The organism is Caballeronia sp. GACF4 (assembly GCF_023631025.1).
Classification (GTDB): Bacteria; Pseudomonadota; Gammaproteobacteria; order Burkholderiales; family Burkholderiaceae; genus Caballeronia.
The window spans coordinates 384,441-409,723 of record NZ_JALQDW010000018.1 but is presented as its reverse complement, the minus strand read 5'-3'; the positions used below and the strand labels follow the sequence as shown (position 1 = coordinate 409,723).

Below are 25,283 nucleotides of genomic sequence, written 5' to 3'. Positions count from 1 at the left end.
GGAGTGCGCGATGAGCGTATCGAAACAGGAACTGCGCGCCATCTTGACGCGTGCGCTAAGCGCGCTGCCCGCGCATGCCGACGAGTTACGCGACCTCGACGCCGCTTTGGGCGACGGCGATCTCGGCATCACGGTCCAATCGGGGTCCATTGCCATCGTGAAGGCGCTTGCCGCTTTGAACGATGACGCCTCGCTTACCGACGTATTGTTCGCTGCGGGCAAGGCGTTCTCGACAGCGAATCCATCTACGTTTGCAGCGCTCGTCGGCGGCGGCCTGCTCGCGGCAGGCAAGGCGATGAACGGCAAGGACACGGTGAGCCGCGACGAGGCGCTTGGCATTGGACGCGCGGTGGCTGCGCGCATCATCGAACGTGGCAAGAGTCAGGTCGGCGACAAGACCGTGCTCGATGCACTCGTGCCGAGTCTCGATACGCTCGAAGCATCGCAAGGCAGCGCGACTGAGTTGCTCGATGCCATGATCGCGACTGCGCAAGCGCAGGTAACGGCTACGGCCTCGAAGCAATCGCAAAAGGGTCGCGCGGCGTGGGTGCAAGAACGCAGCATCGGCCACGCTGACCCTGGTGCGACCGCTTATGTGCGCTTTTTGCAGGCCTTGCGCGAAGCGGTCGCCAGTTGAATCAATCCAGCGTGATGCCGTCGAAACGATGGCCTCCAAGCGGACTGATCAGATAGCCGTGCACGCGTTTCGAGATCGGCTGAAACGTATTGGCGTGCGCAAGCGGTGTGTACGGCACCTGATCCTTGAAGACGACTTGCGCTTCTTCATAAAGTTTCGTGCGCGCGCTTTGATCTGTTATGAGGCGCGCCTTAGCCAAGAGATCGTCGAACTGCTTGTTGCACCATTTCGCCATGTTGCTGCCATGCACTGCATCGCAGCCCAGCGTGGTGCCGAGCCAGTTGTCGGGGTCGCCGTTATCGCCTAGCCAGCCGTAGAGAATGGCGTCGTGCTCGCCATTGGTCTTTGCGCGCTTGTTATATTCGGCCCATTCGTAGCTGACGATATTCGCCTTTACGCCGATCTTCGCCCAATCCGATTGGATCAGTTGCGCCATCAGTCGCGCGTTCGGGTTATAGCCGCGCTGCACGGGCATGGCCCATAGCGTAATGGTGAAGCCATCGGGAAAGCCCGCTTGCTTCAACAACTCGCGCGCCTTCGCGGGATCGTGCGGTGCGTCTTTCAGCGCCTTGTTATACGACCATTGCGAGGGCGGCATCGGGTTCGTGGCCAGCGTGGCCGCGCCTTCGTAGACGGTCTTGATGATCGCCTGCTTGTCGATCGCCATGTCCAGCGCGCGGCGCACCGTCACGTTGTCGAGCGGCTTGTGCGTCGTGTTGTAGCCCACATAGGCAACGTTGAAGCCCACGCCCGACAACACCGTGAGCTTCGGATTTTTTTTCGCCTCGACGATATCGGCAGGGCGCGCGAACGAGGTGAGTTGGCACTCGCCGCTCGCGAGCTTTTGTTCGCGCACGGCGGCATCGGGCGTGATCGAGAAGACGAGCTTGTCGATATGCACGTCCTTGCGATTCCAATAGCTTGGGTTCGCGTCGTAACGAATGGTCGCGTCCTTTTGATAATCGCGGAACACGAAAGCGCCGGTGCCGACAGGCTTCTGATTCATGTCCTCCGGCCGGCCTTCCTTGAGCAATTGCGCGGCATATTCGGCGGAAAGAATGGACGCGAACTCCATGGCGATGTTGCGCACGAAAACAACATCGGCCGTCTTTAGTGTGAAGCGCACGGTGTTGTCGTCGAGCTTCTCGACCGATGCGATGTTCTTGTCGTAGCCGAGATCGGTCAAATACGGAAAGCTCACCGGGTGCGCCTTCTGGAACGGATCGTTCGGGTCGATCATGCGTTTGAACGTGAAGACCACATCGTCGGCGTTGAAATCACGCGTGGGCTTGAACCACGATGTCGACTGGAATTTCACGCCGCGTCGTAGATGGAAGGTGAAGGTCTTGGCATCGGGCGACTCGTCCCACTTTTCGGCAAGGCCCGGCGTCAGGTCGAGCGTGCCGCGTTTGAATTCGACCAACGTGTCGTAGACGGCGTGCGCGCTGGCGTCGAAGTCGGTGCTGGTGGTGAACTGGGCGGCATCGAATCCGGCGGGGCTGCCTTCGGAACAGAAGACGAGGGTCTTGCTTTGAGCCGATGCGGTCTGCGGCGTGGCGATGAACGCGGCGAGAAGGGAGACGGCAAAACCGCACAGGGCGCGTGCGCTTCTTCGAGTCGGAGCTTTAACCATTGTGCCTCGCTGGGATGGAGATGAGTGGATGAGGCGTACTTTAGCAAGGGATTGGCTTCTAAGTCGTCGAGCGTAATTGCGTGATGCGCTGATCGGGAAGTGGTGTCGCTGCTCGGATTTATAGCCGAGCGTCCAACATAATAAAACTAATGTCTAATAGCGACCGACGAGGGATCACATTTTTATCGTTTTACGTTGTAGAACGTGAGTGAATTATCTGTGTCACCATCGAAGCTTCATCTATTGAAGCGGATGCGACCTTTGGCGAAGAAACCGTCGCGTCGAACGCAAGCAAGTAAAGCCGACGATGCGCACCAAGTTGGACTTACCGCATCGGGTGCCGTAAAAAATCAGCGCTTTCTAGAAAACAGGCCTCACGTTTCACGCGAGCCTGCCGTAATCGTGAACATGAACTCAAAAACCTCTCTCCCATTCGCTCCCGGCAGCGCCTTGCACGGGAATACTCAATCCGTCGCTTTAGCTGTCGCCGCGCTGCGAAAGGCGCGAGGCAAGCTCAATCCCGACGACGTCGCAGCAGGCACGCGCGAGTTCGAAGCGCTTGAACTGGATTTCCTGAGGGATATGATCGATTTTCTGAGCGTCGATCCGAACGAGCACTGCTGGTTCGACGATTAAACGCAACGGCCGCTTCCATCTGCGGCCGTTGATTCGTTTCACCGACTGGCGGGCATTGGAATTCGATGGCGAATCTCAAGCCAATGACCGCCGCCTGAGCGCCTCACGCCTCCAACTGCTCCAGCACCTGGCCCTTGGTTTCGATTCCGAGGAAATGCACCGCCAGCGCGGCCAGCAACGGCACCGCGCCGAGCGCATAGAAGGCGAGGTCCATTTGGCCGCCGAGCAGCGTCTTGCCGACGAGCGCCGGCGCGAAGATCGCGGCCACCTTGAGCCATGCGCCGCCAAGTCCGCAGCCGAATGCGCGGATGCTGGTCGGATAGATTCTTGAAATACCAAAAGTACGCCGATGAAACCGGATGCCGTCCCGGCTCAAGCTGCGTGGCCCAGCCGCGGCGGCTGATATTCAAGCCGCCGCCAAAGACTTCGTGGATGTCGCGAACGGTGAAGGCGACGTGATTCAGGCTGCGTTTGCCATCGGGCAATGGCAGGAGAAAGATGTCGTTGTGCCCACCGTGCGCACGCTTTTCACAAGCGAATGTCGGTACTTCTTTCATATAAAAATCATTTTCAAACCGAAACCGCTCTTTCCCAGGAAACGTTTGCTCAGGATTTCTTGCGACCTGCCGATAAGTGAATCAGGCGCCTTGTTCTCCTTGGTTCTTCTCCGTGTGGGCGGAACGCGCCGATGCCAATGGGGCAACGCACGGTCTTAAGGACCCGTGCCTTGAATCGAATCAACGCGGGCGAGATTAATGAGTGTAACGACCAGGTTGAATTTCACGCCGCGTGCATTGCGGCCGCCCGCGCGCGAGATGCCGAGCGTCGGTGTCGAACACGCGCCGCCGCCTCGACGGCCCGGCGGCTTGCCGACCTGGGTCATCGTCGTGGCATGCGTCGCGGCTTTCGCGGTCGTCGCCGTGCTGGCGATGGTTCGCATCGACCTCGAAGCGCAGTTTTGCCTGGCGTTCGCCACGCTCGCCGTGATGGTCGTGCTGCGCCGCTCGCGTTTCATCGAACATACGCGGCTCTTCTTCCTCTTGTGTTCCGCTTTCCTTTCGATGCGCTACGTCTGCTGGCGCACCACCTCGACACTTGGCTATAACGGTTTCGCCGACTTCATCCTGATGATGATGATGTACGGCGCGGAGCTCTACGGCATCGTGCTGACGCTGGGCGGTCTGTTCGTCAATAGCCGGGCGCTGGAGCGCCCAGGCGTGCCGTTGAACCGCTCGGCCGGCCCGCTGCCGACCGTCGACGTCTACGTGCCTTCGTACAACGAGCCGCCGGAGATGCTCGAGATCACGCTGCGCGCCGCACTCGACATGCGCTATGACCGCGAGCGCGTGAACGTTTACTTACTCGACGATGGCGGCACCGAACAAAAGCGCACGCAGACCGATCCGGTCAAGGCTGCCGCCGCGCAGGAACGCGCCTTGACGCTCTCCCTGCTCGCCGCGCGGCATGGCGCACAGTACTTGAGCCGCGAGCGCAACGAGCACGCTAAGGCGGGCAACATCAACGCGGCGCTCGCCAAAACCAGCGGCGAACTCATCGTGATCTTCGACGCCGATCACGTGCCGACCGCCGATTTCCTCGAAAAGACCGTCGGTCATTTTCAGCGCGACAGTGAGCTGTTCCTGTTGCAGACGCCGCACTTTTTCAGCAATCCCGATCCGCTCGAAAAGAACCTCGGCATGTTCGGCAAGATGCCGCCCGAGAACGAGATGTTCTACTCGGTGATTCAACGCGGTCTCGACTTCTGGAACGCATCGTTCTTCTGCGGTTCGGCGGCGGTGCTGCGCCGCAAGTGTCTGATGGAGATTGGCGGCATTACGGGCACGTCGATTACCGAGGATGCGGAAACGGCGCTGGTGCTGCACGCACGCGGCTATCGGAGCGCCTATCTGAACGAACCGCTGATCGCCGGATTGCAGCCGGAAACCTTCGCGAGCTTCGTCGTTCAGCGCGTGCGCTGGGCGCAGGGCATGATCCAGCTTCTTCTCTTTCGCAATCCGTTGCGCATGAAAGGGCTCAAGCTCGCGCAGCGCATCTGCTACTTTTCAAACGCGTTCTTCTGGTTCTTCTGCTATGCGCGCGTCGTGTTTCTGCTCGCGCCCGCACTGTATCTGCTGTTCGGTTTGCAGTTCTATAACGCGACGCTGCCCGAGTTCTTTGCATACGGTCTGCCGCAGATGGCAGGCGTGATCCTTACGACGGATTATCTCTTCGGCAAGTATCGCTGGACGCTCATCTCCGAAGTCTACGAAATGCTGCTGTCGTTGTTCTCGCTGCGCGGCGTGATCGCCGTGCTGCTCAATCCGCGCGCGCCCACCTTCAACGTGACGCCCAAGGGCGAGCAAAGCGACGCGGATCAGATTTCCGAACTCGCCGGGCCGTTCTACGCGATGTATCTCGGCGTGCTGATTTCCGCCATCGTCGGCGTATGGCGTCTGATCGACGGCGACACGCAGCGCGGCGTGATCGCTTCGTCGGTTGCATGGAGCGTGCTGAATCTCGTGCTGCTCAATGCGTGTATCGGCGTGCTATACGAACGCCGTCAGCGCCGCGTCGCGCCGCGTGTACCCGCCGACATTGCCGGCACGCTTCTGCTGCCGAAGTCCGCCAACACGGATGCGGCAACACCCGTCCGCTCGTTTTCTCCGGCGTTCGGCTGCCATATCGTCGATCTCTCGGCAGGCGGCGCGAAGCTCATCGTGCCATTCGACGCCGAGTCTTCCATTCCTCGCGGTTCGCCCGCGACGCTCGATGCCTTCGATGCCGCGCGTGGTTGCCACAGCCAGTTGCCGGTAATCGTGCGCGGCGTGTTCGAGCGCGGCGACGGCACGTGCGCGGTCGGCGTCGAGTTCGCCGATCGCAGCGTCGAAGGCTTGAGCGACCGCGTGTCGCTCGTCTATGGCGACAGCGGCCGCTGGCGCAGCTTCCGCGACGGCCGCAACAAACGCATCGGCATCCGGCGAGGTCTCGGCCTCGTCGTGCGGCTCGGCACCGTGCACGCGCTCGCGCACTACCGGACCTTTTTCACCGCGCTCTTGCGCTATGTCGCGAAACGGTTGTCGCAGCGACGGCGTGATCTGCGTGACGTCGTCACGCAAGCGAAGTCTTGACTGGATCTTCACCATGTTTGCCATTCGAAAAACCATGATTGCCGGCTGGGCGGCGTGCGCGATTTTCGGCGCGACGGCAGAGGCGGCATCGCATGCGCCGAAAGCCGCATCCGCGCCGCTCGCGGCCAATGCCGACGCCACCGCCAACGCGACGGCGGCATCGTCGCCCGTGTCGCTTGCGACCTACGCGAATCTGTCGGGCCCGATGCGTATCGTTGGCGCGTCCGCTTCACGTTCGGTCAGCGTGCCCGTGTCTGCGCGCGAAGCGGTGCGCGGCGCGACGCTGCATCTGGTCGCGTCCAACTCGGTGTCCTTGCTCGGGGAACGCTCGCAGCTCGTCGTGCGCGTCAAAGATCGCGCAATCGCACAGTTTCCTCTTTCGCCGCGTCAGCCGGAACTGACTGCCGACATTCGCGTGCCCGCCGAACTGCTGCGCGCCGGTTATAACAATTTGACCTTCCAGGTCGCGCAGCATTCGACCGAGAACTGCGAAGAACCGAATGCGCCGGAACTATGGACCGAAGTCGATACCAGCGCGTCGACCTTTGCCGTCGATACGGAATTGCGCCCGCTCACCAGCACGCCGCCGCAGCTTGCCACGCTCGACGATCTGATCGATCCGAAGCAGAACGCGCAGCGCTCCATCGCGATCGTCAACGCGGCCCATCCGGTGACGGACTCGCAGCTTTCGAGCGGCGGTCTGCTTGCTCAGGGCGTCGCGTTGCGGCTGCGTTACAGGAATGCCGATCTGCGCGTGCTCGATGCGCAAGCGGGCGAGGGCGCGGGCATGTTGCGAGGCCTCGATCTCGCGTCGCTCGCCAACGCCGACGTACTCCTGATCGGCAAGCGCGACACGCTTGCGCCGTATCTCGATGCAGCCATGCTGGAGCGTATCGGCGGCGCGTTTCTCGGCGTCTATCCGAAGCCCGACGATCCGCGACATTTCGTGCTGCTCGTCGCGGGACGTACCGATGAAGAAGTGAATCTGGCCGCGCGCGTGTTCTCGCACGCGGAACTGCCGCTGCCGCGCCGCGCCGAAATGACGGCCGACGGTTTGACGGAAGCGCGCATGGACGGCGCGAAGGGTGGTGACGCGCTGTCCGGCACGAAGCCGTACTCGCTGCGCGATCTGGGCTTCCGCAGCACGACGCTCGGTGTGGGCTCAAGCGCCGATGTGGCGCTGACCCTACCCGCCGATGCCTACGCGCCGGAAAACGCGCAGGCCGTGCTGACGCTCAACTTTGCCGAAGGCGCGCGCATGCGTTCGGACTCGGTGCTGAACCTGTACCTGAACGACCGCTTCGTGCAGGCCGTCGCGCTGGATCAGCAGCAGGGCGCGGTGGTCAACCGCTATCGCGTGTCCGTGCCGTTGCAGCGCTTCCAGCCGGGCGCCAACGTGCTCTCGCTGCGCCCGGTGCTCGTGCCGCTCGTGACCGATCGCTGCACGCTGCGTCAGTCGGCCAATCTGCAACTGTCCTTGTTCGACGATTCCACCATCGAGCTGCCGCCCATGCTGCACTTCACGAATCTGCCGGACCTTCGGCGTTTCGCGGAAAGCGGCTTTCCATACACGCGCCGCGCCAATGGCGCCGATCTCGCGATTCAGCTCAACGCGCGCGACGACGACACGCTGAACGCCGCGTGGTCGCTCCTCGGCAAGCTCGCGCAGAAACAGGGCAGGCCGCTGACCGCCGCGCAGATCACGGCGGGCGTGCCGGGCGTGGGCCGGCAGACCATCGTCGTCGGCGCGGGCGCCGAGTTGCCGCGCGCGGCGCTCAACGGCGCACCGTGGGCGCCGGGCAAGTCCATGCGCTTTGCGATCAACGAGCCCGCACCGGCCGAGCCCACGCTCGCCGACAGCATCTGGGCACGCGTGGCGGGCGTGTTCGGCAAGCCGGCCTACGCGGCGGACGTCGCGCCCGACATGGTGCTCGACGGCGACATGAAGTTGTCGCGTCAATTGCTCGTGATGCAGTATCGCAGCGCCGCGAGCAAAACCACCGCGACGACCACGCTTTTAACGGCCGCGACGCCTGCCGAGTTGCTGCATGGCGTGCAGCAGCTGATCGCGCCGCAGCACTGGGGATCGCTCGATGGCGACGTGAGCGTCGTCAGCTTCGACAGCGACGCGCTTTGGACGACGCGCGTGAGCCGCCGCTACGAAGTCGGCGAGATCGGCGCGTTCGATCATATCGGCTACGAAGTGTCGGCGCATCCGTGGATGGCTTACGGCGTGCTGGCCGGGGCGCTTGCGATGCTCGCGGCGCTCACGGCGTTGCTGTTGCGTCGTTATCACCGCAAGCATCATGTCGATTCGAGAAGCTGATCGGCGCAAAGCGCTCGCCGAATTGCTCGTGCGGGAAACGGCCATGTCGATGAGCGTCATTGGTCCGCGCGATCCATACAGGATGGGTCGCGACATGCCGCGCCACCGTGCGCGCTTTGCACCGGCCGTAGGTACGCGGCTCGCGACGGCGTTGCTTTGCGTTGCCGCGTTGCCGTCCGCCGCGGTTGCGGCAGGCGGGCAGGGGAACGTGGTTTCGGCGGAGCGTGGCGTCATGCCGGGAGTGGCCGCGAGTGCGGCTAACGCGGCCAGTTCAACGCGTGCGCCAGGCGTGAAGGGCGCAGCGAGTGCGGCGAACGCGAGGAACAGCGCGAACTCGACGAGCACCATCAAGGAAGTCCAGCAACAAGCTCAAGCGAACGTTCTCGTGCACGCAATGCCGCGCACGCCGTCCGGCGATCCGACGGCGGCTCACGCTTCAAGCATGCGCACGCCCGCCATCAAAGCGCCCGGCGCGCCCGACGAGCGTCCGCTCTGGAACCTCTTGCACGCAAGGCGCCTCGCCGATTTCGACGCGATGCTCACACGCGTCGAGCGGCGTTTTCCTGCGTGGTCACCGCCCGCTAGCCTCGTCGCAGAACGCACCCGTCAGCAGCGTGACGCGCAAATCCAGCGCTCGCTCGCGGGCGATGTCGCCTTGCTGCGCGCGCAGATTGTCAGCGACCCCGATGCGTTCGGCTGCGCGCACATCGACCGTGCATGGCGAGCGGGCGAACTGCTCGCCGCCGCGGGCGATGACAAAGCGGTCTACGCACTCTATCGGCCGATAGTCGCCGCTTGCACGTCCGATGTGAATCGCGTGGTCACGCTGCAGCGCGCGACGCAGCAGTTGCCCGCCGCACAGGCCGACGCATTGATCGACATCGAATGGAAGCAGGGGACTCGCGGCGAGCCCGCCGCACGCGATTTCGCGCGCCTGCGCAATGCGCGCGTGCTCGATGCATCATCGACATGGGCGACGGACGCGGCAAGCACGAAGCGCACGCTCGCCGAACTCGCGCCGTCGATCCGCGACTCGCGCGATGGGCCGTCCGCCATGCGCGCGGGTTGGCTCGAACTCGCACAGAACGACTACGTCGCAGCCGCGCAATGGTTCGAATTCGCGAGCGACTGCGACAAAGCGACCTTGAACGACGCGATGCTGGGCCTCGCGCAAGTACGCATGGCGCAAGGCGATCTCGATGATGCCGAGCGCCTGATCGAGTCACCCTCGCTCGCCACCGATTCGCGTACGCGTCCGCTGCGCGCGGAAGTTGCCATGGCGCGTGCAAGCGATGCGTACCGGCAAGCGCGCTATCGCGATAGTCTGACGGCGCTCGACGCCGCGCAAGACGCGGGCGCGGCCGATGAACGCGTCGAGCCGTTGCGCGGCTGGAATTTCTTTGCGCTGGGCGACTATGCGCAAGCGGAGCGCGTGTTCGAGGCGAACTATCAGCAACATCATGACGACGACAGCGCCGAAGGCCTTGCGCTGAGTGCGAAAGCGCAAGGGCGTGGTCATCGCGCGACGCATACCGAAAGCGCCGATACGGGGCCGTTGCCCGCTTACACCGCGGCGCTCGACGCGCAGCATCTCTATTACCAGAAGCAGTTCGTCGAAGCAGAGCGCATGTGGCGCAATGCGATTGCGGGCAACGCCGACGCGCAGCGCATCGCGCACTATCTGCCCGCCGATCTCACCGGCATCGACGCGCCGTCGATCACCGCCGGTTTGGGCTGGGCGAATCACGCGGGCACGCGCGGCGAGAACCGCTTGACGGTGTTTTCGCCGACGCTCGATGCCGAATGGTTCGACGCATCGCGCTCATACGAACTGCGCTATCGCCAGTTGTTCCTGAACAGCGGCACGGGCAACGTCAACGCCGAAGAATTGCAGGGCAAGCTCACACAGACCGTGCGTCTGGGCGAAGATCGCCTCGACGTCCATGCGATGGCGGGCGCCACGCAGGGCGGACCGTTCGGCGCATCGTTGCAGGGCGAGGCGGGCGTCGGCCAGACGACGTCGTGGGGCGCGTGGTCGGCCTATGCCGCGGCGCTGCCGGTGCGCGATTCGCTGCTTTCCTGGCGCGGCGAGACCGTGCGTCTTGACGGCACGAATCCCAACGCGAACGTCTTCGAATGGGGCCGCGTCACGCGTGCCACGACGGGCGGCAGCGCGCGCTGGCAGATCGTCGAGCGCTGGAACGTCAGCGCGGGCGGTCATCTGGACTGGCTGACGGGCCATGAGGTCCAAGGTAACGAAGGCTTAGGCGTCGATGTCGCGGCGAGCTACGATTTGCGTGCGCCGGGCTTCGACTATTTGAGCATCGGGCCTGCGCTGCATTACCTGGGCTATCGGCGTAACGAGAACTTCTTCGTGCCGACGCAGGGCGGCTATTACAGTCCGCAGGGATCGACCAGCGTGGGCGCGGCGCTTCAGTTTCTATCGAAGGAAGGCCGGTCTTGGCAGGTCTCGGGAAACATCGAAAGCGGCTGGAATTATTCGAAGCAATCGATGGGGTCGTGCTCGACGACCGAGGCCGCGAAACTGGGCGTGGTGATCGATTGCAGCGGCAGCAACGATCGCGGGCCTTACGCGCACGTTCAACTTGCGGGCGCGCTGCAGGTGACTTCGCGCTGGCAAGTGGGTGCGCTTGCCGATGTCAACGTGACGCCTGGACGGGACCGGCAAATTGCCGCTATTGCATACGTGCGGTACTTTTTGTCGCCGCGCAGTGCGGTGTTCAGTCGTGATCTGCCGCAAAGTGCGCGGGATTTGAGGCTGGCGTTTGATGAATCGCGGTGATGCGGTTGGGGCTTCGGCACGTCGGTTACGGTTTGTGGGTGATCGGCGTGTCGATGACGTTTCGCGCGACCGTTTTGATAATGGATTTGTCCGCTTCGGCGCGACGAGGTTGATTTGAGCTGGCGGTTGTCGTGGTGCTTTGGCTGAAGACAGACGAGCTGATATGGCGGGCAACTCGTTACTTTACATAACACAAATTAGCAAATTTTTTTGTTGTATGGGCGATATCCTGATGTCCTGCTCAGGGGCTGCGGCAATCATTTGAATCTAGCCTCGACATTGGTTGCTGGCCACACGCTCAGATGCCGCGCCGTGGCCAAGCTAGCATCAAGTCCACGCCACATGCACCCGGTCCAGATCCCGATCCAACTGATAAGCCGCGCTGATCAAAGCCAGATGCGTCAGCGCTTGTGGAAAATTACCCAGCGCCTCGCCATTGGTCGCTACTTCCTCAGAAAATAACCCCACATGGTTCGCATATGCGAGCATCTTCTCGAACACGAGCCGGCCTTCATCCACACGGCCGGAGCGCGCCAACGCTTCCGCATACCAGAACGAACATGCGCTGAAGCCGCCTTCCAGGCCCGGTAATCCATCGAGCGTCGAGCCGCGTGTATAGCGAAAAATCAGCGGATCGACACGTAATTCGCGGCCGATTGCATCGAGCGTACCGACCCAGCGCGGATCTTTCGGACCGATGAAACGCACGAGCGGCATCATCAACGTGGAGGCATCGAGCGTCGCGGAACCCGGCGTCTGCACGAACGATTTCAACTCCTCGTTCCAGAACTCCTCGTGAATGTCGCGATGAATCTCATCGCGCGTCTTGAACCACTTTGCAAGCGGCGCAGGCAGCGAACGCTTCTCCGCGAGCCGCAACGCGCGATCCACCGCGACCCAGCACATGAGCCGCGAATGCAGCAACGGACGCGTGCCGTTGCGAAACTCCCAGATACCGTGATCGGCTTCGCGCCAGTGCTCGACCACATAGTCGACGGTACGCGTCACATGCTTCCAGCCTTCATACGAGATAGCCGCGCCGTACTTGTTGTAGAGATAGAGCGAATCGAGCAACGCACCGTAGACATCGAGCTGCATCTGCTCGCGCGCCTCGTTGCCGACCACGACCTTCGCCTGCGTGGCCTCGGCGAAGTTCCTGAGCTCCGCCTCTTCGAGCGCGGTTTCACCATCGACGGCATACATCACGCGCAAGGAGCCGTCCGAACTGCAATCGCGATTGCGCTCGCCAATCCATTTCATGAAGCGTTCCGCTTCGCCCGTGTAGCCGAGTCTGAGCAGCGCATAGACCGAGAACGCGGCATCGCGTATCCATGTAAAACGATAGTCCCAGCGACGCGATCCATCTTGCGACTCCGGCAAGCCGAAGGTCGGTGCGGCAACGATAGCGCCGAACTCGTCCGAGCTGAGCATCTTCAACGTGAGGGCCGAACGCAACACGACTTCGCGGTAACGTCCGCGATACGTCGATCGCGACGACCACTCCTTCCAATAATCGATGGTCTCGGCAAGGATGCTCTCGAAGTTCGATTCGAGCTTTTGCAAGTCGTCGCCTGCGCCGAGCGCGAAGCATGCGGAGTCGCCAGCCTTCAATTCGAGCGTGGCGTGAGCGTCGTTATTCTGGATGTCCAGCGGGACACTTGCCAGCAACTGGACGGACGCGGTCTTGTCGTCCGGAATGAACTCGATGCCCTTCGTCACTGCGCGCGCGCCATGGCGAATGCGCGCGTAGTCGAAGCGCGGCGCGCAACGCACATCGAGCGTCATGGTTCCATGAATGAGCCGCACGATACGCATGACGCAGTTGGGCACGGCATCGACTCTCGCCTCGCCCGATGGCACCGGCATGAGACCGAGCAATTCGCATACGCCATCGTGCGTCATGAATCGCGTGAGCAGCACGTTCGTTTCGGGCAGATACATCTGCTTGACGTTCGCCTGCTCCTCTCTTGGCGTGATCGCGAATGCGCCGCCGTGCTCGCCATCGAGAAGCTCGGCGAAGAGCGTCGGCGAATCGATGCGCGGAAAGCACATGAAGTCGATGGCGCCGCGCAACGACACGAGAGCGGCCGTCTTCATGTTGCCGATCATGCCGCGTGCATCGATGGGAATCTTTTTAGGCGGAACTTCTTGGGATGGATGGCCCATGAGAATGCCTTTGGCCTGACTTCAGCCTGTGTGTAATGCGAGTCGGTCGGTCTGCCTGATCACGCCGAACACGCAAGACACGTTCCCGTTTTTGTCGTCCTTCTGTCGTATGTCGGTCGACATCTAACGCGCCGCAGTGCGCGCGTCGGCCTCCGACGCACCGCTGGCCATCGGCGCGGACGCTTCGATGGCGAGAGCTTGCGCAGGCTCGGCATTCAGTTCGGCATGCCGCGACGACTTGCCGAAGCTCGCGATATAAACCGTTGCCGCCACGACGACGGCCACGAGCACCGCCACCACTGCCACTCCAGACGTGTTTCGCTTCATCCAGGCTCCCAATCGGATACGATGTTGCCGGCACGCGAAAACGCCCGGTCGCCAAGACTCGAAGATAGCCGATTAACGGATTTCCGTCCGTGCAAGGCACAACATAGCCACCATCCGCCAGGAATCTACTCATGCATGCTGTGTCGGCATTCAATCTGGTGCTTGTCTCGCTCATCGCCATCATCGCGCTGGAAGTGCTGGCGCGGCGCCTGAATCTGCCGCCCGCAGCCGCGCTGTTGGTGGGCGGCGCGGCCATGGCATTCATCCCCGGCACGCCGCATTTCGAGCTCGACCCGGAACTCGTGCTCGTCGTGTTCCTGCCGCCGCTCTTGATGTATGGCGCGTATTTCTTCGTATGGGACGACTTCAAGCGTAATCTCAGCGGCATCATGCTGCTCGCCATAGGCGCGGTCGCCTTTACGACCTTCGCGGTCGGCTATGCCGTGCATCTGGTCGTGCCCGCCCTGCCCTGGGCCGCGTGCTTCGCGCTCGGTGCCGTGGTATCGCCGCCGGATGCCGTCGCCGCGAAGGCCGTGCTGGAACGCGTCGCGTTGCCTCGACGGCTCATGGTGCTGCTCGAAGGCGAAAGTCTGCTCAACGACGCCGCGGGTCTTGTGCTGTTTCGCTTTGCCGTGGCCGCCGCATTGAGCGGCATGTTCAGCGCGCCGCGTGCGCTCGGCAGCTTTGCCGTGCTCGCGGTCGGCGGCGTCATCGTGGGCGTGGTGGCGGGGTTCATCGCGGTGCGGCTGTTGCGCGCGCTCGAGGACGATTACCTCGTCATCACGACATCGATGCTCACCGCGTGGGTCAGCTACATCGCGGCGGAAGAGCTGGGCGTTTCGAGCGTGATCGCGACCGTCACGTGCGGGATGGTGGTCGGCTGGCATCAGCATGACGTCTTCTCGGCGGCGCAGCGCATGCGCGGCACGGCGTTCTGGCAAGTGGTCGTGTTCGTGCTGGAATCGCTCGTGTTCGTGCTGATCGGACTGTCGCTGCGCGGTATCGTGACGCGTCTGGGCGGCGCAGGCAACGCCTTCGAATTGCTCGCGCCAGCGACGGGCGCGGTGATCGCCGTCGTGGTCTTGTCGCGTTTCGTGTGGGTCTATGCCGTGGAAGCCGTCAAGAGCGCGATATGGCACGCCACCGGGCGAAAGGACCGCAACGAGGACGGTGAGCCGAACGCTATCGTTCCGAACTGGCGCGCGGCCACGGTCATCGGCTGGGCAGGCATGCGCGGCGTGGTAACGCTGGCTGTCTCGTTGTCCTTGCCCGATTCGATGCCCGGACGCGACCTCATTCTCTTCGCGGGCTTTGCCGTCATTCTGGTCACGGTGCTGCTGCAGGGCACGACTATCGGCCCGTTGATCGCCCTCCTCGCCATTCAAGGCGGCCCCGAGCGCTCGAAGCGTCATCTGAGCGAGCCGCAAGCGTGGTCGCGCCTGGAAGGGGCGCAACTCGAAGCGATCCGCCCGCTCGTCCACGATGCGCAGGGCAACGTGATCCATCCGCGTCTCTTCGAGCAATACTCGTATCGGGCGAGCCTCTCGCAACGCTTCCAGTCGCTGGATGATTTTCCGGTCGATGCCCGCCGTGCTCATTACGATGTCGTGCTCGCGGGCCTTGCGGCCGGTCGCGCCGAGCTACTCAAGATGCATCGCAGCGGCCTGATCCACGATTCGCTGCTGCATTCGCTCGAACGCGAGTTCGATCTGCAAGAAGTCTCGGCGTTGCTCGCAAGAGGATAAACCGCCGCGAAGCCTCGTATCGTGTTGCTTAGCCCGACACGCCATCGAGCCGCGCCGCGTCTTCGCGCGGCTTCTTCTTGCCGCGCCTCGACAGCAGATTCAAGCCTTCGACGAAGCCCGCAAAACCCATCGCCGCATAGATATAACCCTTCGGTACGTGCGTGCCGAAGCCTTCGGCGATCAACGTCATCGCAATCACGAGCAGGAAGCTCAAGGCCAGCGTGACCACGGTCGGATTGCGCTCGATGAAGCGTGACAGCGGTTGTGCGGCAAACAGCATGGTGGCGACCGCGAAAATCACTGCGATAAACATGATCGGCAGATGCTCCGTCATGCCGACCGCCGTGATGATGCTGTCGACTGAGAACACGAGATCGAGCAACAGAATCTGACCGATGGCCGCCCATGCCGTCAGGCTTGCTACGCCCGATACCGCGCCCGGCGCATGCGCGTCCTTGTTCACGTGATGACGCATCTCGGTGGTGGCCTTCCATACCAGGAACAGACCGCCCGCGAGTAAGATCAGATCGCGCCATGAAAACGCGTGCTCGAACACGGTGAACACCGGTTGAGTCAGTTGCGCAATCCACGCCACCGTGCCGAGCAAGACGAGCCGCATGACGAGCGCAAGCATGATGCCGAGACGCTGCGTGCGTGCGCGTTGCGCTTCGGGCAGCTTGTTGCTGAGTATCGAAATGAAGACCAGATTGTCGATGCCGAGCACCACTTCCATCACGATGAGCGTGACGAGTGCAGCCCAGACGGCGGGGTCGGTAGCGAGCGCGAGAAGGTATTCCATGAGCAGTGGGATATTGTTGTCGATAGGTGACCGAGCCCTGATGATGGCGAAATTACGTGATCGGAAAAATCAGTGATAATCGAATCCATACTTCGGTTTTTTCGAATACATGGATGGAGGCATCAATCGCATGCTCAACTATCGACATCTGCATTACTTCTGGGTCGTGGTCAAGGAAGGCGGTTTTGCACGCGCGGCGGAACGGCTCGACATGGCCGTGCAGACCATCAGCGCACAGGTGCGCGAACTCGAGAAATCGCTCGGTCATCAATTACTGAAGCCATCGGGACGCGGCGTGACGATGACCGAAGCCGGCAACGCGGCCTATGCCCGCGCCGAGGAAATTTTTCAGATTGGTCAGCATATTGCGGACGAAGTGCGCGAGGCCGCAAGCGGAAAGCTTGCGCGGCTTGCCGTGGGTTTGTCGGATGGCATATCCAAGCTGGCGGCGCATGCGCTACTCGAACCCGTACTCGGCAATCCGGCGCTGCGTCTCTTGTGTCACGAAGGCGAGACCGACGAACTGCTCGGCGAGCTTGCGCTGCATCGGCTGGATCTCGTGCTTGCAAGCCAGCCTGCACCGCACAATCACAATCTGCGTTTGACGAGCGAGCGGTTGATCGCCTCGCCCGTTGACTGGTATGGGCCGGCGTCTGTCGTACGCAAGAGCGCGGTCGATCAATTTCCCGGCAGCCTCGCCGCATTGCCCATGCTTTTGCCAACCGGACACTCGTCGTTGCGAGCGCGTCTGGACAGATGGCTGGAGACGGAGCGTATCGTGCCGCGCATTGTCGGCGAATTCGAGGATAGCGCCTTGATGGCCGTGTTCGGTGCGCGTGGGCTCGGCGTGTTTCCGCTGGCCGAATTCGGTGCGGGCGAGACGCCGTTGTTGCGCGGTCTTCGCTGGCTAGGCCGTTCCGAGGAAGTAAAAGAAGAGATTTACGCGATCGTGTCGCGACGTGGAAGGCATCATCCTTTGACTCAGGAAGTGCTGGCTCGGGCAGCTTCCTAGACTAATGCAACTTCGGTTTTTCCGAAGTTTGAGTTCTGCTCACCCTGCTTTTTCATACGCTTGTCAAACCTTACGCTGGTTCACATCCAACGAGGAGGCATACATGAAGGTCCTTTTCAAATCGCGTGAACCTGAAGCTATCGCCATGCACGAACTCGCCAAGACGCGCAGTGAGTTCGTGTTTCGCCGGCTTGCATGGCTGATTTCGAAGGCCACCGTCAGTCTCTCCGATATCAACGGCCCGCGTGGCGGCGTCGACAAGCGCTGTCAGGTGGAGGTGCAGATAGACCGGAGCAATACCGTGGTGGCAACATCGATAGCGCGTGACTGGCGAGGCGCAATCGATCTTGCCTTGGCACGCGCGGCGCGCACGCTGGTGCGTAAGCGCCAAAGCGCGAAGCTCGCGCGGCGGGTGCGTGCGCGTAGTGTTGCCTACAAGCTTGCGCCGGACGAATCAGTAGATCAAGCGCTCACGCCTGCTGGCGCATGATCAGCGCGTCGAGTCGGGCGGCACAGGATTTTTGTCCTGTGACGAGGGCAGTGCGTTCTCGCTGTCCTCGTGCTTTTGCTTCTCTGCTGTGTCGACGTCCGTCTGTGTGGTGTTGGGGGTCGCGGGCTTACCCTGCGGTTCGTCCATGTCGTCGGCAGTTGCGCGGGGAACGGATGTCATGTCGAGCTCCTTTGAAAAAGGTCGGCACGAAAATGCAGCAAACGCCAGGCCCGCGATACCAGTAGGCGCTTGGGCGGCCGTCTTCAGCACGACCTCCGTCATTGGCCGTTCCCGTGAGATCGAATGGCTTCTTGAGGTACTTCAGTTCACGAAGGGCAGCTTTCGGTCACGCGCCTCGGATAGCATCGACACAGTGATCTTGCGCACTTCGAGCTTGCTCTGCGTGATGTGCGCGCGCAGCAGCATAGCGGCTTCGCCATGTCTGCCGCGATCGATGTAATTCAGCATGGTCGAGTGTTCTTCGTAAGTCGCGCTGGTGCGGTGTGCCTTCAGAAAGTCCAGCCGCCGCATGATCCTGATCCGCTCCGTCACTTCGTCGTGCACGCGCAGGATTTCCGCGTTGCCCGTCGCGCTTACAATGCCGCGATGAAAATTCTCGTCCATGTTGAACATGGCGACGGGATCGCTTTCGCGCGCTTCGGGCGAGACGCACCACACTTCCTTCAGTGCATCGATATGAGGATAAGGCGGCGGCGTATTACCGAGCTTGTCGAGCGAGGCGACTTCGAGAACGATACGCAAGTCATACAACTGGTCTAGCTGGTCGAAGTTGATGTCCGACACTTTCCAGCCGCGCCGGAAACCAACTTCGAGATAACCTTCGCGCAGCAGGCGGAACAGCGCGTCGCGCATGGGTGTGCGCGACACGCCGTAATGTTGCGCGATGTCGGTCTCCGAAAAGCGATCGCCCGGGAATAGCCGGAAATTGAAGATGTCCTGCTTGAGAAGCTGGTACACCTGTTCCGCTAGCGGGTTGGCGCTCTGGACAGTCCGCGTGAGCGTCGCGTCCGGTGCCTCGAATGCGAGCGCTGCGGTTCCGCGAGTTTTAAGCGAGCCGATGCCGTGTCTCCATCATGATGCAACGATTATCGCCCTTTTACGGCGCGTCGATGAGGCTGACATGCGCCGCCACGATGATCCATCCGTTGAACGCGGACGATGCGTCGCCCAGCCGCGCCCACGTTTGCATCTGGCGACCGAGCAAGGGCGTGACGTCGCTCGTGAATTCGGTGCTCACGGTCGCGAGATCGTCCCCGAAAGCCGTCACCACCGTGCCATGCAGCCGTCGCGATGGCGGCACCGGCGCGGCCGCTTCACGCCACGCGCGAATCGCTTCGCCGCCGTGCTGAACTTCGGCTATACCGTAACGCACCGTCTCGGGCGCATTCCAGAAGAGCATGTTCATGGTCTCGACATCGTTATCGACGAGCGCACGTTCGTATGCGACGAACGCGGCGCTTACTTCCGCAACCACCTCGGCGCGATTCACCGCAAGCGTCATGCTCGGTTCTCCGTTAAGTCGGCGAGCGTCGCGGTCCAGCCCACGATGCCGCCTTGCGAACGAATCATGTCGATGGTCGCGTCCTTGAACGCGGGAATGTAGCTCGCGGTCGCGTCTTCGATAAGAAGACATTCATAGCCGCGGTCATTGGCCTCGCGCATGCTGGTCTGTACGCAGACTTCGGTCGTCACGCCCGCGAACACGAGATGCGTGACCGAACGCTCTGCGAGTTCTTCGGCGAGGCGCGTCGCGTAGAAGGCGCCCTTGCCCGGCTTGTCGATGACGAGCTCGCCTTCGACGGGCGCGAGTGCATCGATGATCGCGTTGCCCGGCTCGCCGCGCACGAGGATGCGTCCCATCGGTCCTTCATCGCCGATACGTGCCTGCGGCGCTCCGCGCAAGCGCTTCGCGGGCGGGCAATCCGACAGATCGGCGGCATGCGATTCGCGCGTATGCACCACAGACCAGCCTTGTTCGCGCGCATGTTCGAGAAGACGCTGCACCGTCGGCACGATGGACGACAGCAGCGACACGTCGTTGCCCAACGCTTCCCCGAAGCCGCCCGGCTCGATGAAATCGCGTTGCATGTCGATGACGACGAGCGCGGTCGTGTTCGCATCGAACGTGTAAGGGGACGGCTTTGCGCCGTTCAAGGTCGGCATGTGGTCAGCCCTTGTAATGGCGTGCGGGTGCGGGAAAACCGCACGATTGACCGTCCGTTATCTTCACTTCGTCTTCCCACGGCAGATGATATTCGCCGCGCACCATGTCCTGCATGAACGTGTAGGGACAATCGCGCGCACCGCCTTTCACGGCGACATAACCGCGATGCCCGAACTGGTAGATGTTGTTTTCCACGCCCCAATGCACGCGCGCTTCGCGAACGAGGTCCGGGCGCATTTCGCAAGTGATGATCTCATCCGGCCGATGACTGCCCTCGACCATGATGGTGCCGTCGAAGTCGCAGAACATGCCTTCGCCCATGGAATCGAACGAACCATCCGTACCGCAGAGACAAACGCTTGCCGTTTGCGCGAGGTTCTGAAATGCGTTCGATTGATTCGTGATGCGCCATGCGTGGCGAATGGGCGCGGTGTAGCCCGCCGTGCGCAGAATGATTTCAGCGCCCTTATACGCGGCCTCGCGCGCCATCTCTGGAAACATGCCGTCATGGCAGATGATCAGGGAAAGCTTCGCGCCCTTCGGTCCGATGCAAACCGGCACGCCTACATTGCCCGGTTCCCACGGTTCAACCGGAACCCACGGATGCAGCTTGCGGTAATAGAGCTTGATCTCGCCTTGTTCGTCGATAACGATACCGCTGTTATAAGGATTGCCTCCGCGATTGCGCTCCATGATCGAAAAGCAGCCCCATATGCGATGTTCGATGCACGCGTCCTTGAACGCCCGCACTTCTGGACCATCGAGATCGCACATGATGTCGTCGTCGATACGCATCGAGAGGCCGTGCAGCGCGTATTCGGGGAACACGACGAGGTCCATCGCCGGATTGTTGCGCCGCGCCTTGCCAACCATCTCGACGATACGCCGCGTCTGCGCCGCAAGATCCGCGGGCGTGGCAACGTCGGGATTCTGCAATTGCACGAGACCTATCACCATTCCTTGCGGCGATTTGTTGAGACCGCCCAGTCCGCTCGAACTCATTCGTTACGCTCCTTGTTGTTCACGCATGCGCGGTGACGGGTTCGGCCGCACCGCTATCCATGCTGTCACCGTGACCGGCCATGTGCCGCCCCAGCGTGACGCGATCCGCGGTGCTCGCGGCGCTTTCGTGCACGAGCCGCCCTTCGGCGATCACCGCGATGCGATCCGCGAGTTCCAGCAGTTCATCGAGGTCTTCGCTCACGAGCAGCACGGCGGCGCCCGTGTCGCGTGCGGCGAGAATGCGCGCATGGATATCCGCGACCGATGCGAAGTCCAGCCCGAACACAGGATTCGCGACGATCAGCACATCCACCGCTTGCCCCAGTTCACGCGCCAGCACCGCGCGTTGCACATTGCCGCCCGACAACGTGCCGATGGCGCGCGCAGGCACGGGCGGGCGCACGTTGAAGTCGGCAATCAAGCGTTCCGCGCGTTCACGCATAGCACGGCGGTCCAGACGCCAGCCGCCTTGCTTCATCGGCGCGCGATCGAAATCGCGCAGCGCAAGATTCTCCGCGATACTCATGCCCGCCACGCATGCATTGCGCAGCGGCTCTTCGGGTAACGCAAAAACCCGCAGACGGGTCATCTCGTCGCGTGTCGCCGTGTAGGGTTCGCCATGCATGCGCATCTCGCCTGCATGCACACGGCGCTGGCCGACGAGCGCTTCGATCAGTTCCTTCTGTCCATTGCCCGACACGCCTGCAATGCCGAGTATCTCGCCCGACTTCACCGCAAGCGACACTTCACGCACGGCCATATGTCCGCGATCATCCACGACGCATAAGCCGGACAACGCGAGACGCACGGGTGCATCGACAGCGAGCGGCTTGCGCGGTGGACGCTCGACATCCGTTGCGGCATGAGGCGCGTCGCCGCCCATCATCATCGCGGCAAGGCTGTCGCGATTCGTGTCCGCCACTCGGCTCGTTCCGACGAGTTTGCCTTTGCGCAGCACGGTGACGTCATCGGCATAAGACATCACCTCACGGAACTTGTGCGTGATCATGAGGACCGTCAACGCGCCGCTCGAAGCAAGATCGCGCATCAACCCCAGCACTTCGTCGGCTTCTTGCGGCGTGAGCACCGAAGTGGGTTCGTCGAGAATCAAGAAGCGTTGCTGCAAATAGAGTTGCTTGAGTATCTCCAGCTTCTGCTTTTCACCAGCGGCAAGACTCGCGACGGGCGTATCGAGCGCAAGACGAAACGGCATGCCGCGCATGAAGGCATCGAGCGCGGCGCGTTCCTTCGGCCAGTCGATCTTCCACGACAACCGGCCCCGCGCGAGCAGTAGATTCTCTTCAACGGAAAGCCCCGCTGCCAGCGTGAAATGCTGATACACCATGCCGATGCCAAGCGCCTGCGCGTCGCGGGGCGAAGCGATCTTCACTTGACGGCTATCCGCGATGATCTCGCCTTGATCGAGCACGCCGTATCCCACGAGTCCCTTCACGAGCGTGCTCTTGCCCGCGCCGTTCTCGCCGAGCAGCGCATGTACGGTGCCGGGTCGCACTTTTAGCGTGACATCGTCGAGCGCGGTAAACGCGCCAAAACGCTTGGTCGCACCGACCACTTCGACTCCCAGAGCTTGGCGAGCGGGCGTCATGGCGTTAGCGTCCGAGCGTGGCGAGCATCGACGCCGAGTCCGATACCGTGCCGAACACGCCGCCCTGCATGAGCACCATGTTGAGCGCGGCGTCGTGATTGCTCTTGTCGGTGGCGCCGCAGCAATCGGCGAGCAGCGTGCATTCGAAGCCGCGGTCGTTGGCCTCGCGCATCGTCGTATGCACGCACACGTCGGTGGTGATGCCCGTGAGCACGAGATTCACGATGCCGCGCGTGCGCAGGATGAGTTCGAGATCGGTGGCGCAGAACGAGCCCTTGCCCGGCTTGTCGATGACGATTTCGCCCGCCACTGGCGCGAGTTCTTCGATGATTTCCCAGCCCGGTTCGCCGCGCACGAGGATCTTGCCGCAAGGACCGTCGTCGCCGATACCCACGCCACCCGTGCCTACTTGCCGGCTGCGCCAGCGCTTGTTGGCAGGCAGATCCGACAAATCCGGCCGATGCCCCTCTCGCGTATGAATGATCGTGAAGCCCTGTTCGCGCATGAGCTTGAGCACGTTCCTAATCGGCTCGATAGGCGCGCGCGTGAGCGACAGGTCGTAGCCCATCTTGTCGACATAGCCGCCGATGCCGCAGAAGTCCGTCTGCATGTCGATGATGATGAGCGCGGTGTTATCGGCGCGCAGGTTGCCGTCGTAGGGCCACGGATAGGGACGAGCCTCGATGAAGCGGGTCATGAGCGTTTCTCCGGAAGATGACATCAGCGTGTGAGGCTCAGTTCGCCGGGCGCGCCGGCAAGGGTACGGTCGGGACGGCAGTTGATGACCATGATCGCGAGCGTGAGGACATAGGGCGCTGCGTTGTAGAGGTAATAGCCGCTCGTCACGCCTATGGCCTGCAACGCGGGACCGAGCGCGCCTGCCGCGCCGAAGATGAGCGCGGCCCACAGGCAGCGCAGCGGCTGCCAGCGCGCGAAGATCACGAGCGCGACGGCCATGAGACCCTGGCCGCTCGACAGGCCTTCGTTCCAGCTGCCGGGATAGACGAGCGACAGATACGCGCCGCCCACGCCCGCCAGCAAGCCGCCCACGGCCGTGGCAACGATACGCACACGCGTGATCGGATAGCCCATGGCGCGCGCACTTTCCGCGTTCTCGCCGACGAGCCGCAGGGCCATGCCCCAGCGCGTATGACGCAAGCCCCATTGCAACGCGAACGCGAGCAACACACCGATCACGAAGAGCGGATTGATATGCAACGCGTTATGCAATTGCGCGGATGCGCTCCAGCCGCCGAGATCGATGGAAGGCAGCATCGGCGCTTGCGGTTCGATGAAGGGCTTGCCGAGATAGAACGCGAGGCCGGTGCCCGCAAGCATCAACGCAATGCCGAACGCGATGTCCGACACGCGCGGCAACGAGCAGACGAGACCATGCAGGCAACCGAGCACGAAGCCCGTGGCCGCTGCCGCAAGCACGCCGATCCACGGTGAGCCCGACAGATAAGCCGCCGCGTAGCCCGTCATCGCGCCGGAGACGAGAATGCCTTCGAGCCCGAGATTGACGCGCCCGCCCTTCTCGGTCAGGCATTCGCCGATACTCACGAAAAGATAAGGCGTGCTCACGCGAATGGCGCCCGCGAACAGCGAGAGCAACAGCACGACAGCGGGCGATTGAGCATCAGGCATGAGTCCCCTCCAGTCGAACCGTGGAACGCGCGAGCGCCGCTGCCTGCAACTTCACGCGCCACGCGGTAATCCTGCCGCCGAGCGCTTCCCACGCGAGCAGGTTGGCGAACAACAGACCTTGTAGAACGAGCGTGGTGGCATCGGGCAGGCCGAGGCGCCGTTGCAGCAAACTGCCGCTTGCTTCAATCCCGCCGACGAGCACCGCGCACAGGATGATCGCGAGCGGATTCTGACGCGCGGCGAAGGCCACGAGAATGCCCGCATAGCCATAACCCGCGAGCAGCGACGCATTCGCGCTGCCCTGCACGGCTGCGACTTCGAACATGCCCGCGAGTCCCGCCGCCGCGCCGCCGAGCATGCAAGCGGTGAGCGCGAGCCTCGTCACCGGCAAGCCGACCAGACGCGCCGCGTGATGATTGCCGCCGGCAACGCGCATCGCGAAGCCCTTGGTGCTCTGGCGCACGAAGACCCACGCGGCCACACATGCCAGCGCGCCCCATAGCAGGCCCCAGTGGACGTCGAGGCCGGGCAGCGAGCCGATCATCAAGGCATCGGGAACGGGAGGCGTGGAGGGCTTGTTGAGGCTTGCCGGATCGCGCAACGGGCCTTCGACGAGATGCTTGAAGAGCGCGATGGCGATATACGACATCAAAAGGCTGCTGATGGTCTCGTTGACGCCGCGCCATTGCCGCATCGCGCCGATGGCACCGATCCAAAGCGCGCCCGCGAGCATTCCGGCGACCGCCATTAGCGGCGTGGCGACGAACCACGGCAACGATGCAGGAACGATGGACGGCACGATGGCCGCGCCGAGACCGCCGAGCGCCAGCGCGCCTTCGCCACCAATCACGATCAAACCGACTTGAGCCGGCAACGCGACACACAACGCGGTCAGCATGAGCGGCGCCGCGCGCAGCAACGTGCTCTGCCACGCAAACGACGAACCGAATGCGCCTTGCACGATGAGCCCGAGCGCATCCAGCGCAGGCTGTCCCTGCACCAGCAGAAAGAGCGAGAACAGCACCAGCGTGCCGACGAGCGCGCACAACGTTGGCAAAGCAGGCAAGACGCCGAGCAGGAGCCGTGGACCGAGCGCGCCTGAGTTCGAACCGATCACAGTGGACATCCGCGGCTCCTATCG

21 protein-coding genes and 2 pseudogenes are annotated in these 25,283 nt (G+C 62.5%); 8 read left to right on the top strand and 15 right to left on the bottom strand.

Features of this window, described 5'->3' with window-relative positions:
• Positions 1-10 precede the first annotated feature (10 nt).
• Entirely contained in the window at positions 11-637 is a 627-nt protein-coding gene (locus tag NCR40_RS16930; protein WP_250510045.1) for a DAK2 domain-containing protein, read from the top strand.
• Position 638: 1 nt separating this feature from the next.
• Here the strand turns inward: NCR40_RS16930 and NCR40_RS16925 are convergent, their stop codons facing one another.
• Positions 639-2,270, bottom strand: coding sequence for an ABC transporter substrate-binding protein (locus NCR40_RS16925; RefSeq protein WP_250510044.1), 1,632 nt, complete (start codon positions 2,268-2,270; stop codon positions 639-641).
• Between the two features lie 261 nt (positions 2,271-2,531).
• On the opposite strand from NCR40_RS16925, the gene NCR40_RS16920 reads away from it, so the two are divergent.
• Positions 2,532-2,906, top strand: coding sequence for a hypothetical protein (locus NCR40_RS16920; protein WP_250510043.1), 375 nt, complete (start codon positions 2,532-2,534; stop codon positions 2,904-2,906).
• Positions 2,907-3,009: 103 nt separating this feature from the next.
• Here NCR40_RS16920 and NCR40_RS16915 read toward each other — a convergent pair.
• Together NCR40_RS16915 and NCR40_RS16910 are read right to left on the bottom strand one after the other, a co-directional pair.
• A pseudogene (locus NCR40_RS16915) lies at positions 3,010-3,231 on the bottom strand (MFS transporter); the annotation flags it as partial.
• Positions 3,230-3,424 (bottom strand): annotated as a pseudogene (locus tag NCR40_RS16910) (VOC family protein); the annotation flags it as partial. The pseudogenes NCR40_RS16915 and NCR40_RS16910, both read right to left, overlap by 2 nt.
• A 237-nt stretch (positions 3,425-3,661) precedes the next feature.
• On the opposite strand from NCR40_RS16910, the gene bcsA reads away from it, so the two are divergent.
• Genes bcsA through NCR40_RS16895 form a run of 3 tightly spaced genes read left to right on the top strand, consistent with a single transcriptional unit; the run spans position 3,662 to position 11,163 of the window.
• On the top strand, positions 3,662-6,034 hold the full coding sequence (bcsA, locus tag NCR40_RS16905) for a UDP-forming cellulose synthase catalytic subunit (protein WP_250510042.1): 2,373 nt from the start codon (positions 3,662-3,664) through the stop codon (positions 6,032-6,034).
• Positions 6,035-6,047: 13 nt separating this feature from the next.
• Complete coding sequence (locus tag NCR40_RS16900) at positions 6,048-8,360, top strand: cellulose biosynthesis cyclic di-GMP-binding regulatory protein BcsB (RefSeq protein WP_250510041.1); 2,313 nt, start codon at positions 6,048-6,050, stop codon at positions 8,358-8,360.
• On the top strand, positions 8,341-11,163 hold the full coding sequence (locus tag NCR40_RS16895; protein ID WP_250510040.1) for a cellulose synthase subunit BcsC-related outer membrane protein: 2,823 nt from the start codon (positions 8,341-8,343) through the stop codon (positions 11,161-11,163). Before NCR40_RS16900 ends, NCR40_RS16895 begins: the two co-directional genes overlap by 20 nt.
• Before the next feature lie 327 nt (positions 11,164-11,490).
• Here the strand turns inward: NCR40_RS16895 and NCR40_RS16890 are convergent, their stop codons facing one another.
• Positions 11,491-13,329, bottom strand: coding sequence for a glycoside hydrolase family 15 protein (locus NCR40_RS16890; protein WP_250510039.1), 1,839 nt, complete (start codon positions 13,327-13,329; stop codon positions 11,491-11,493).
• A gap of 123 nt (positions 13,330-13,452) precedes the next feature.
• Positions 13,453-13,656 (bottom strand): hypothetical protein, encoded by a 204-nt coding sequence (locus tag NCR40_RS16885; protein WP_250466987.1) that lies wholly within the window; start codon positions 13,654-13,656, stop codon positions 13,453-13,455.
• A gap of 131 nt (positions 13,657-13,787) precedes the next feature.
• Here NCR40_RS16885 and NCR40_RS16880 point away from each other — a divergent pair, with 131 nt between their 5' ends.
• Positions 13,788-15,401: a Na+/H+ antiporter gene (locus tag NCR40_RS16880; protein ID WP_250510038.1), complete on the top strand. Its 1,614-nt coding sequence runs from the start codon at positions 13,788-13,790 to the stop codon at positions 15,399-15,401.
• Between the two features lie 28 nt (positions 15,402-15,429).
• Here the strand turns inward: NCR40_RS16880 and NCR40_RS16875 are convergent, their stop codons facing one another.
• The gene (locus NCR40_RS16875) at positions 15,430-16,200 is read right to left on the bottom strand and encodes a TerC family protein (RefSeq protein ID WP_250493388.1); all 771 of its coding nucleotides are present in this window, start codon (positions 16,198-16,200) and stop codon (positions 15,430-15,432) included.
• 130 nt (positions 16,201-16,330) lie between these two features.
• Here NCR40_RS16875 and NCR40_RS16870 point away from each other — a divergent pair, with 130 nt between their 5' ends.
• Together NCR40_RS16870 and NCR40_RS16865 are read left to right on the top strand one after the other, a co-directional pair.
• Positions 16,331-17,212, top strand: coding sequence for a LysR family transcriptional regulator (locus tag NCR40_RS16870; protein ID WP_250510037.1), 882 nt, complete (start codon positions 16,331-16,333; stop codon positions 17,210-17,212).
• A gap of 103 nt (positions 17,213-17,315) precedes the next feature.
• A complete protein-coding gene (locus NCR40_RS16865; RefSeq protein ID WP_250510036.1) occupies positions 17,316-17,702 on the top strand; it encodes an HPF/RaiA family ribosome-associated protein in 387 nt (128 codons plus the stop codon).
• Here NCR40_RS16865 and NCR40_RS16860 read toward each other — a convergent pair whose 3' ends face one another.
• From NCR40_RS16860 to NCR40_RS16820, 9 genes are all read right to left on the bottom strand, one after another.
• Positions 17,703-17,882: a hypothetical protein gene (locus tag NCR40_RS16860; protein ID WP_250510035.1), complete on the bottom strand. Its 180-nt coding sequence runs from the start codon at positions 17,880-17,882 to the stop codon at positions 17,703-17,705.
• A gap of 141 nt (positions 17,883-18,023) precedes the next feature.
• On the bottom strand, positions 18,024-18,680 hold the full coding sequence (locus NCR40_RS16855) for a GntR family transcriptional regulator (RefSeq protein WP_250493385.1): 657 nt from the start codon (positions 18,678-18,680) through the stop codon (positions 18,024-18,026).
• A 139-nt stretch (positions 18,681-18,819) separates the two neighbouring features.
• Positions 18,820-19,224, bottom strand: a complete 405-nt coding sequence (hpxZ, locus tag NCR40_RS16850) for an oxalurate catabolism protein HpxZ (RefSeq protein WP_244828195.1) — start codon at positions 19,222-19,224, stop codon at positions 18,820-18,822.
• Complete coding sequence (locus NCR40_RS16845; RefSeq protein ID WP_250466976.1) at positions 19,221-19,886, bottom strand: cysteine hydrolase family protein; 666 nt, start codon at positions 19,884-19,886, stop codon at positions 19,221-19,223. Before NCR40_RS16845 ends, hpxZ begins: the two co-directional genes overlap by 4 nt.
• A 4-nt stretch (positions 19,887-19,890) precedes the next feature.
• On the bottom strand, positions 19,891-20,889 hold the full coding sequence (locus NCR40_RS16840) for a formamidase (protein ID WP_250466974.1): 999 nt from the start codon (positions 20,887-20,889) through the stop codon (positions 19,891-19,893).
• Between the two features lie 19 nt (positions 20,890-20,908).
• Positions 20,909-22,495 (bottom strand): ABC transporter ATP-binding protein, encoded by a 1,587-nt coding sequence (locus tag NCR40_RS16835; protein WP_250510034.1) that lies wholly within the window; start codon positions 22,493-22,495, stop codon positions 20,909-20,911.
• A 4-nt stretch (positions 22,496-22,499) separates the two neighbouring features.
• Positions 22,500-23,192 (bottom strand): biuret amidohydrolase, encoded by a 693-nt coding sequence (biuH, locus tag NCR40_RS16830; protein WP_250466971.1) that lies wholly within the window; start codon positions 23,190-23,192, stop codon positions 22,500-22,502.
• A gap of 23 nt (positions 23,193-23,215) precedes the next feature.
• Positions 23,216-24,142, bottom strand: coding sequence for an ABC transporter permease (locus NCR40_RS16825; RefSeq protein ID WP_250466969.1), 927 nt, complete (start codon positions 24,140-24,142; stop codon positions 23,216-23,218).
• Entirely contained in the window at positions 24,135-25,268 is a 1,134-nt protein-coding gene (locus tag NCR40_RS16820; RefSeq protein ID WP_244828204.1) for an ABC transporter permease, read from the bottom strand. The genes NCR40_RS16825 and NCR40_RS16820 overlap by 8 nt, the downstream gene beginning before the upstream one ends.
• Positions 25,269-25,283: the final 15 nt, after the last annotated feature.

Excerpts from the sequence above, each read along its gene's own strand:
- NCR40_RS16930 (WP_250510045.1), top strand. The coding sequence starts at position 11 with ATGAGCGTATCGAAACAGGAACTGCGCGCCATCTTGACGCGTGCGCTA.
- NCR40_RS16925 (WP_250510044.1), bottom strand. The coding sequence starts at position 2,270 with ATGGTTAAAGCTCCGACTCGAAGAAGCGCACGCGCCCTGTGCGGTTTT.
- bcsA (WP_250510042.1), top strand. The coding sequence starts at position 3,662 with ATGAGTGTAACGACCAGGTTGAATTTCACGCCGCGTGCATTGCGGCCG.
- NCR40_RS16900 (WP_250510041.1), top strand. The coding sequence starts at position 6,048 with ATGTTTGCCATTCGAAAAACCATGATTGCCGGCTGGGCGGCGTGCGCG.
- NCR40_RS16895 (WP_250510040.1), top strand. The coding sequence starts at position 8,341 with ATGTCGATTCGAGAAGCTGATCGGCGCAAAGCGCTCGCCGAATTGCTC.
- NCR40_RS16890 (WP_250510039.1), bottom strand. The coding sequence starts at position 13,329 with ATGGGCCATCCATCCCAAGAAGTTCCGCCTAAAAAGATTCCCATCGAT.
- NCR40_RS16885 (WP_250466987.1), bottom strand. The coding sequence starts at position 13,656 with ATGAAGCGAAACACGTCTGGAGTGGCAGTGGTGGCGGTGCTCGTGGCC.
- NCR40_RS16880 (WP_250510038.1), top strand. The coding sequence starts at position 13,788 with ATGCATGCTGTGTCGGCATTCAATCTGGTGCTTGTCTCGCTCATCGCC.
- NCR40_RS16875 (WP_250493388.1), bottom strand. The coding sequence starts at position 16,200 with ATGGAATACCTTCTCGCGCTCGCTACCGACCCCGCCGTCTGGGCTGCA.
- NCR40_RS16870 (WP_250510037.1), top strand. The coding sequence starts at position 16,331 with ATGCTCAACTATCGACATCTGCATTACTTCTGGGTCGTGGTCAAGGAA.
- NCR40_RS16865 (WP_250510036.1), top strand. The coding sequence starts at position 17,316 with ATGAAGGTCCTTTTCAAATCGCGTGAACCTGAAGCTATCGCCATGCAC.
- NCR40_RS16860 (WP_250510035.1), bottom strand. The coding sequence starts at position 17,882 with ATGACATCCGTTCCCCGCGCAACTGCCGACGACATGGACGAACCGCAG.
- hpxZ (WP_244828195.1), bottom strand. The coding sequence starts at position 19,224 with ATGACGCTTGCGGTGAATCGCGCCGAGGTGGTTGCGGAAGTAAGCGCC.
- NCR40_RS16845 (WP_250466976.1), bottom strand. The coding sequence starts at position 19,886 with ATGCCGACCTTGAACGGCGCAAAGCCGTCCCCTTACACGTTCGATGCG.
- NCR40_RS16840 (WP_250466974.1), bottom strand. The coding sequence starts at position 20,889 with ATGAGTTCGAGCGGACTGGGCGGTCTCAACAAATCGCCGCAAGGAATG.
- NCR40_RS16835 (WP_250510034.1), bottom strand. The coding sequence starts at position 22,495 with ATGACGCCCGCTCGCCAAGCTCTGGGAGTCGAAGTGGTCGGTGCGACC.
- biuH (WP_250466971.1), bottom strand. The coding sequence starts at position 23,192 with ATGACCCGCTTCATCGAGGCTCGTCCCTATCCGTGGCCCTACGACGGC.
- NCR40_RS16825 (WP_250466969.1), bottom strand. The coding sequence starts at position 24,142 with ATGCCTGATGCTCAATCGCCCGCTGTCGTGCTGTTGCTCTCGCTGTTC.
- NCR40_RS16820 (WP_244828204.1), bottom strand. The coding sequence starts at position 25,268 with ATGTCCACTGTGATCGGTTCGAACTCAGGCGCGCTCGGTCCACGGCTC.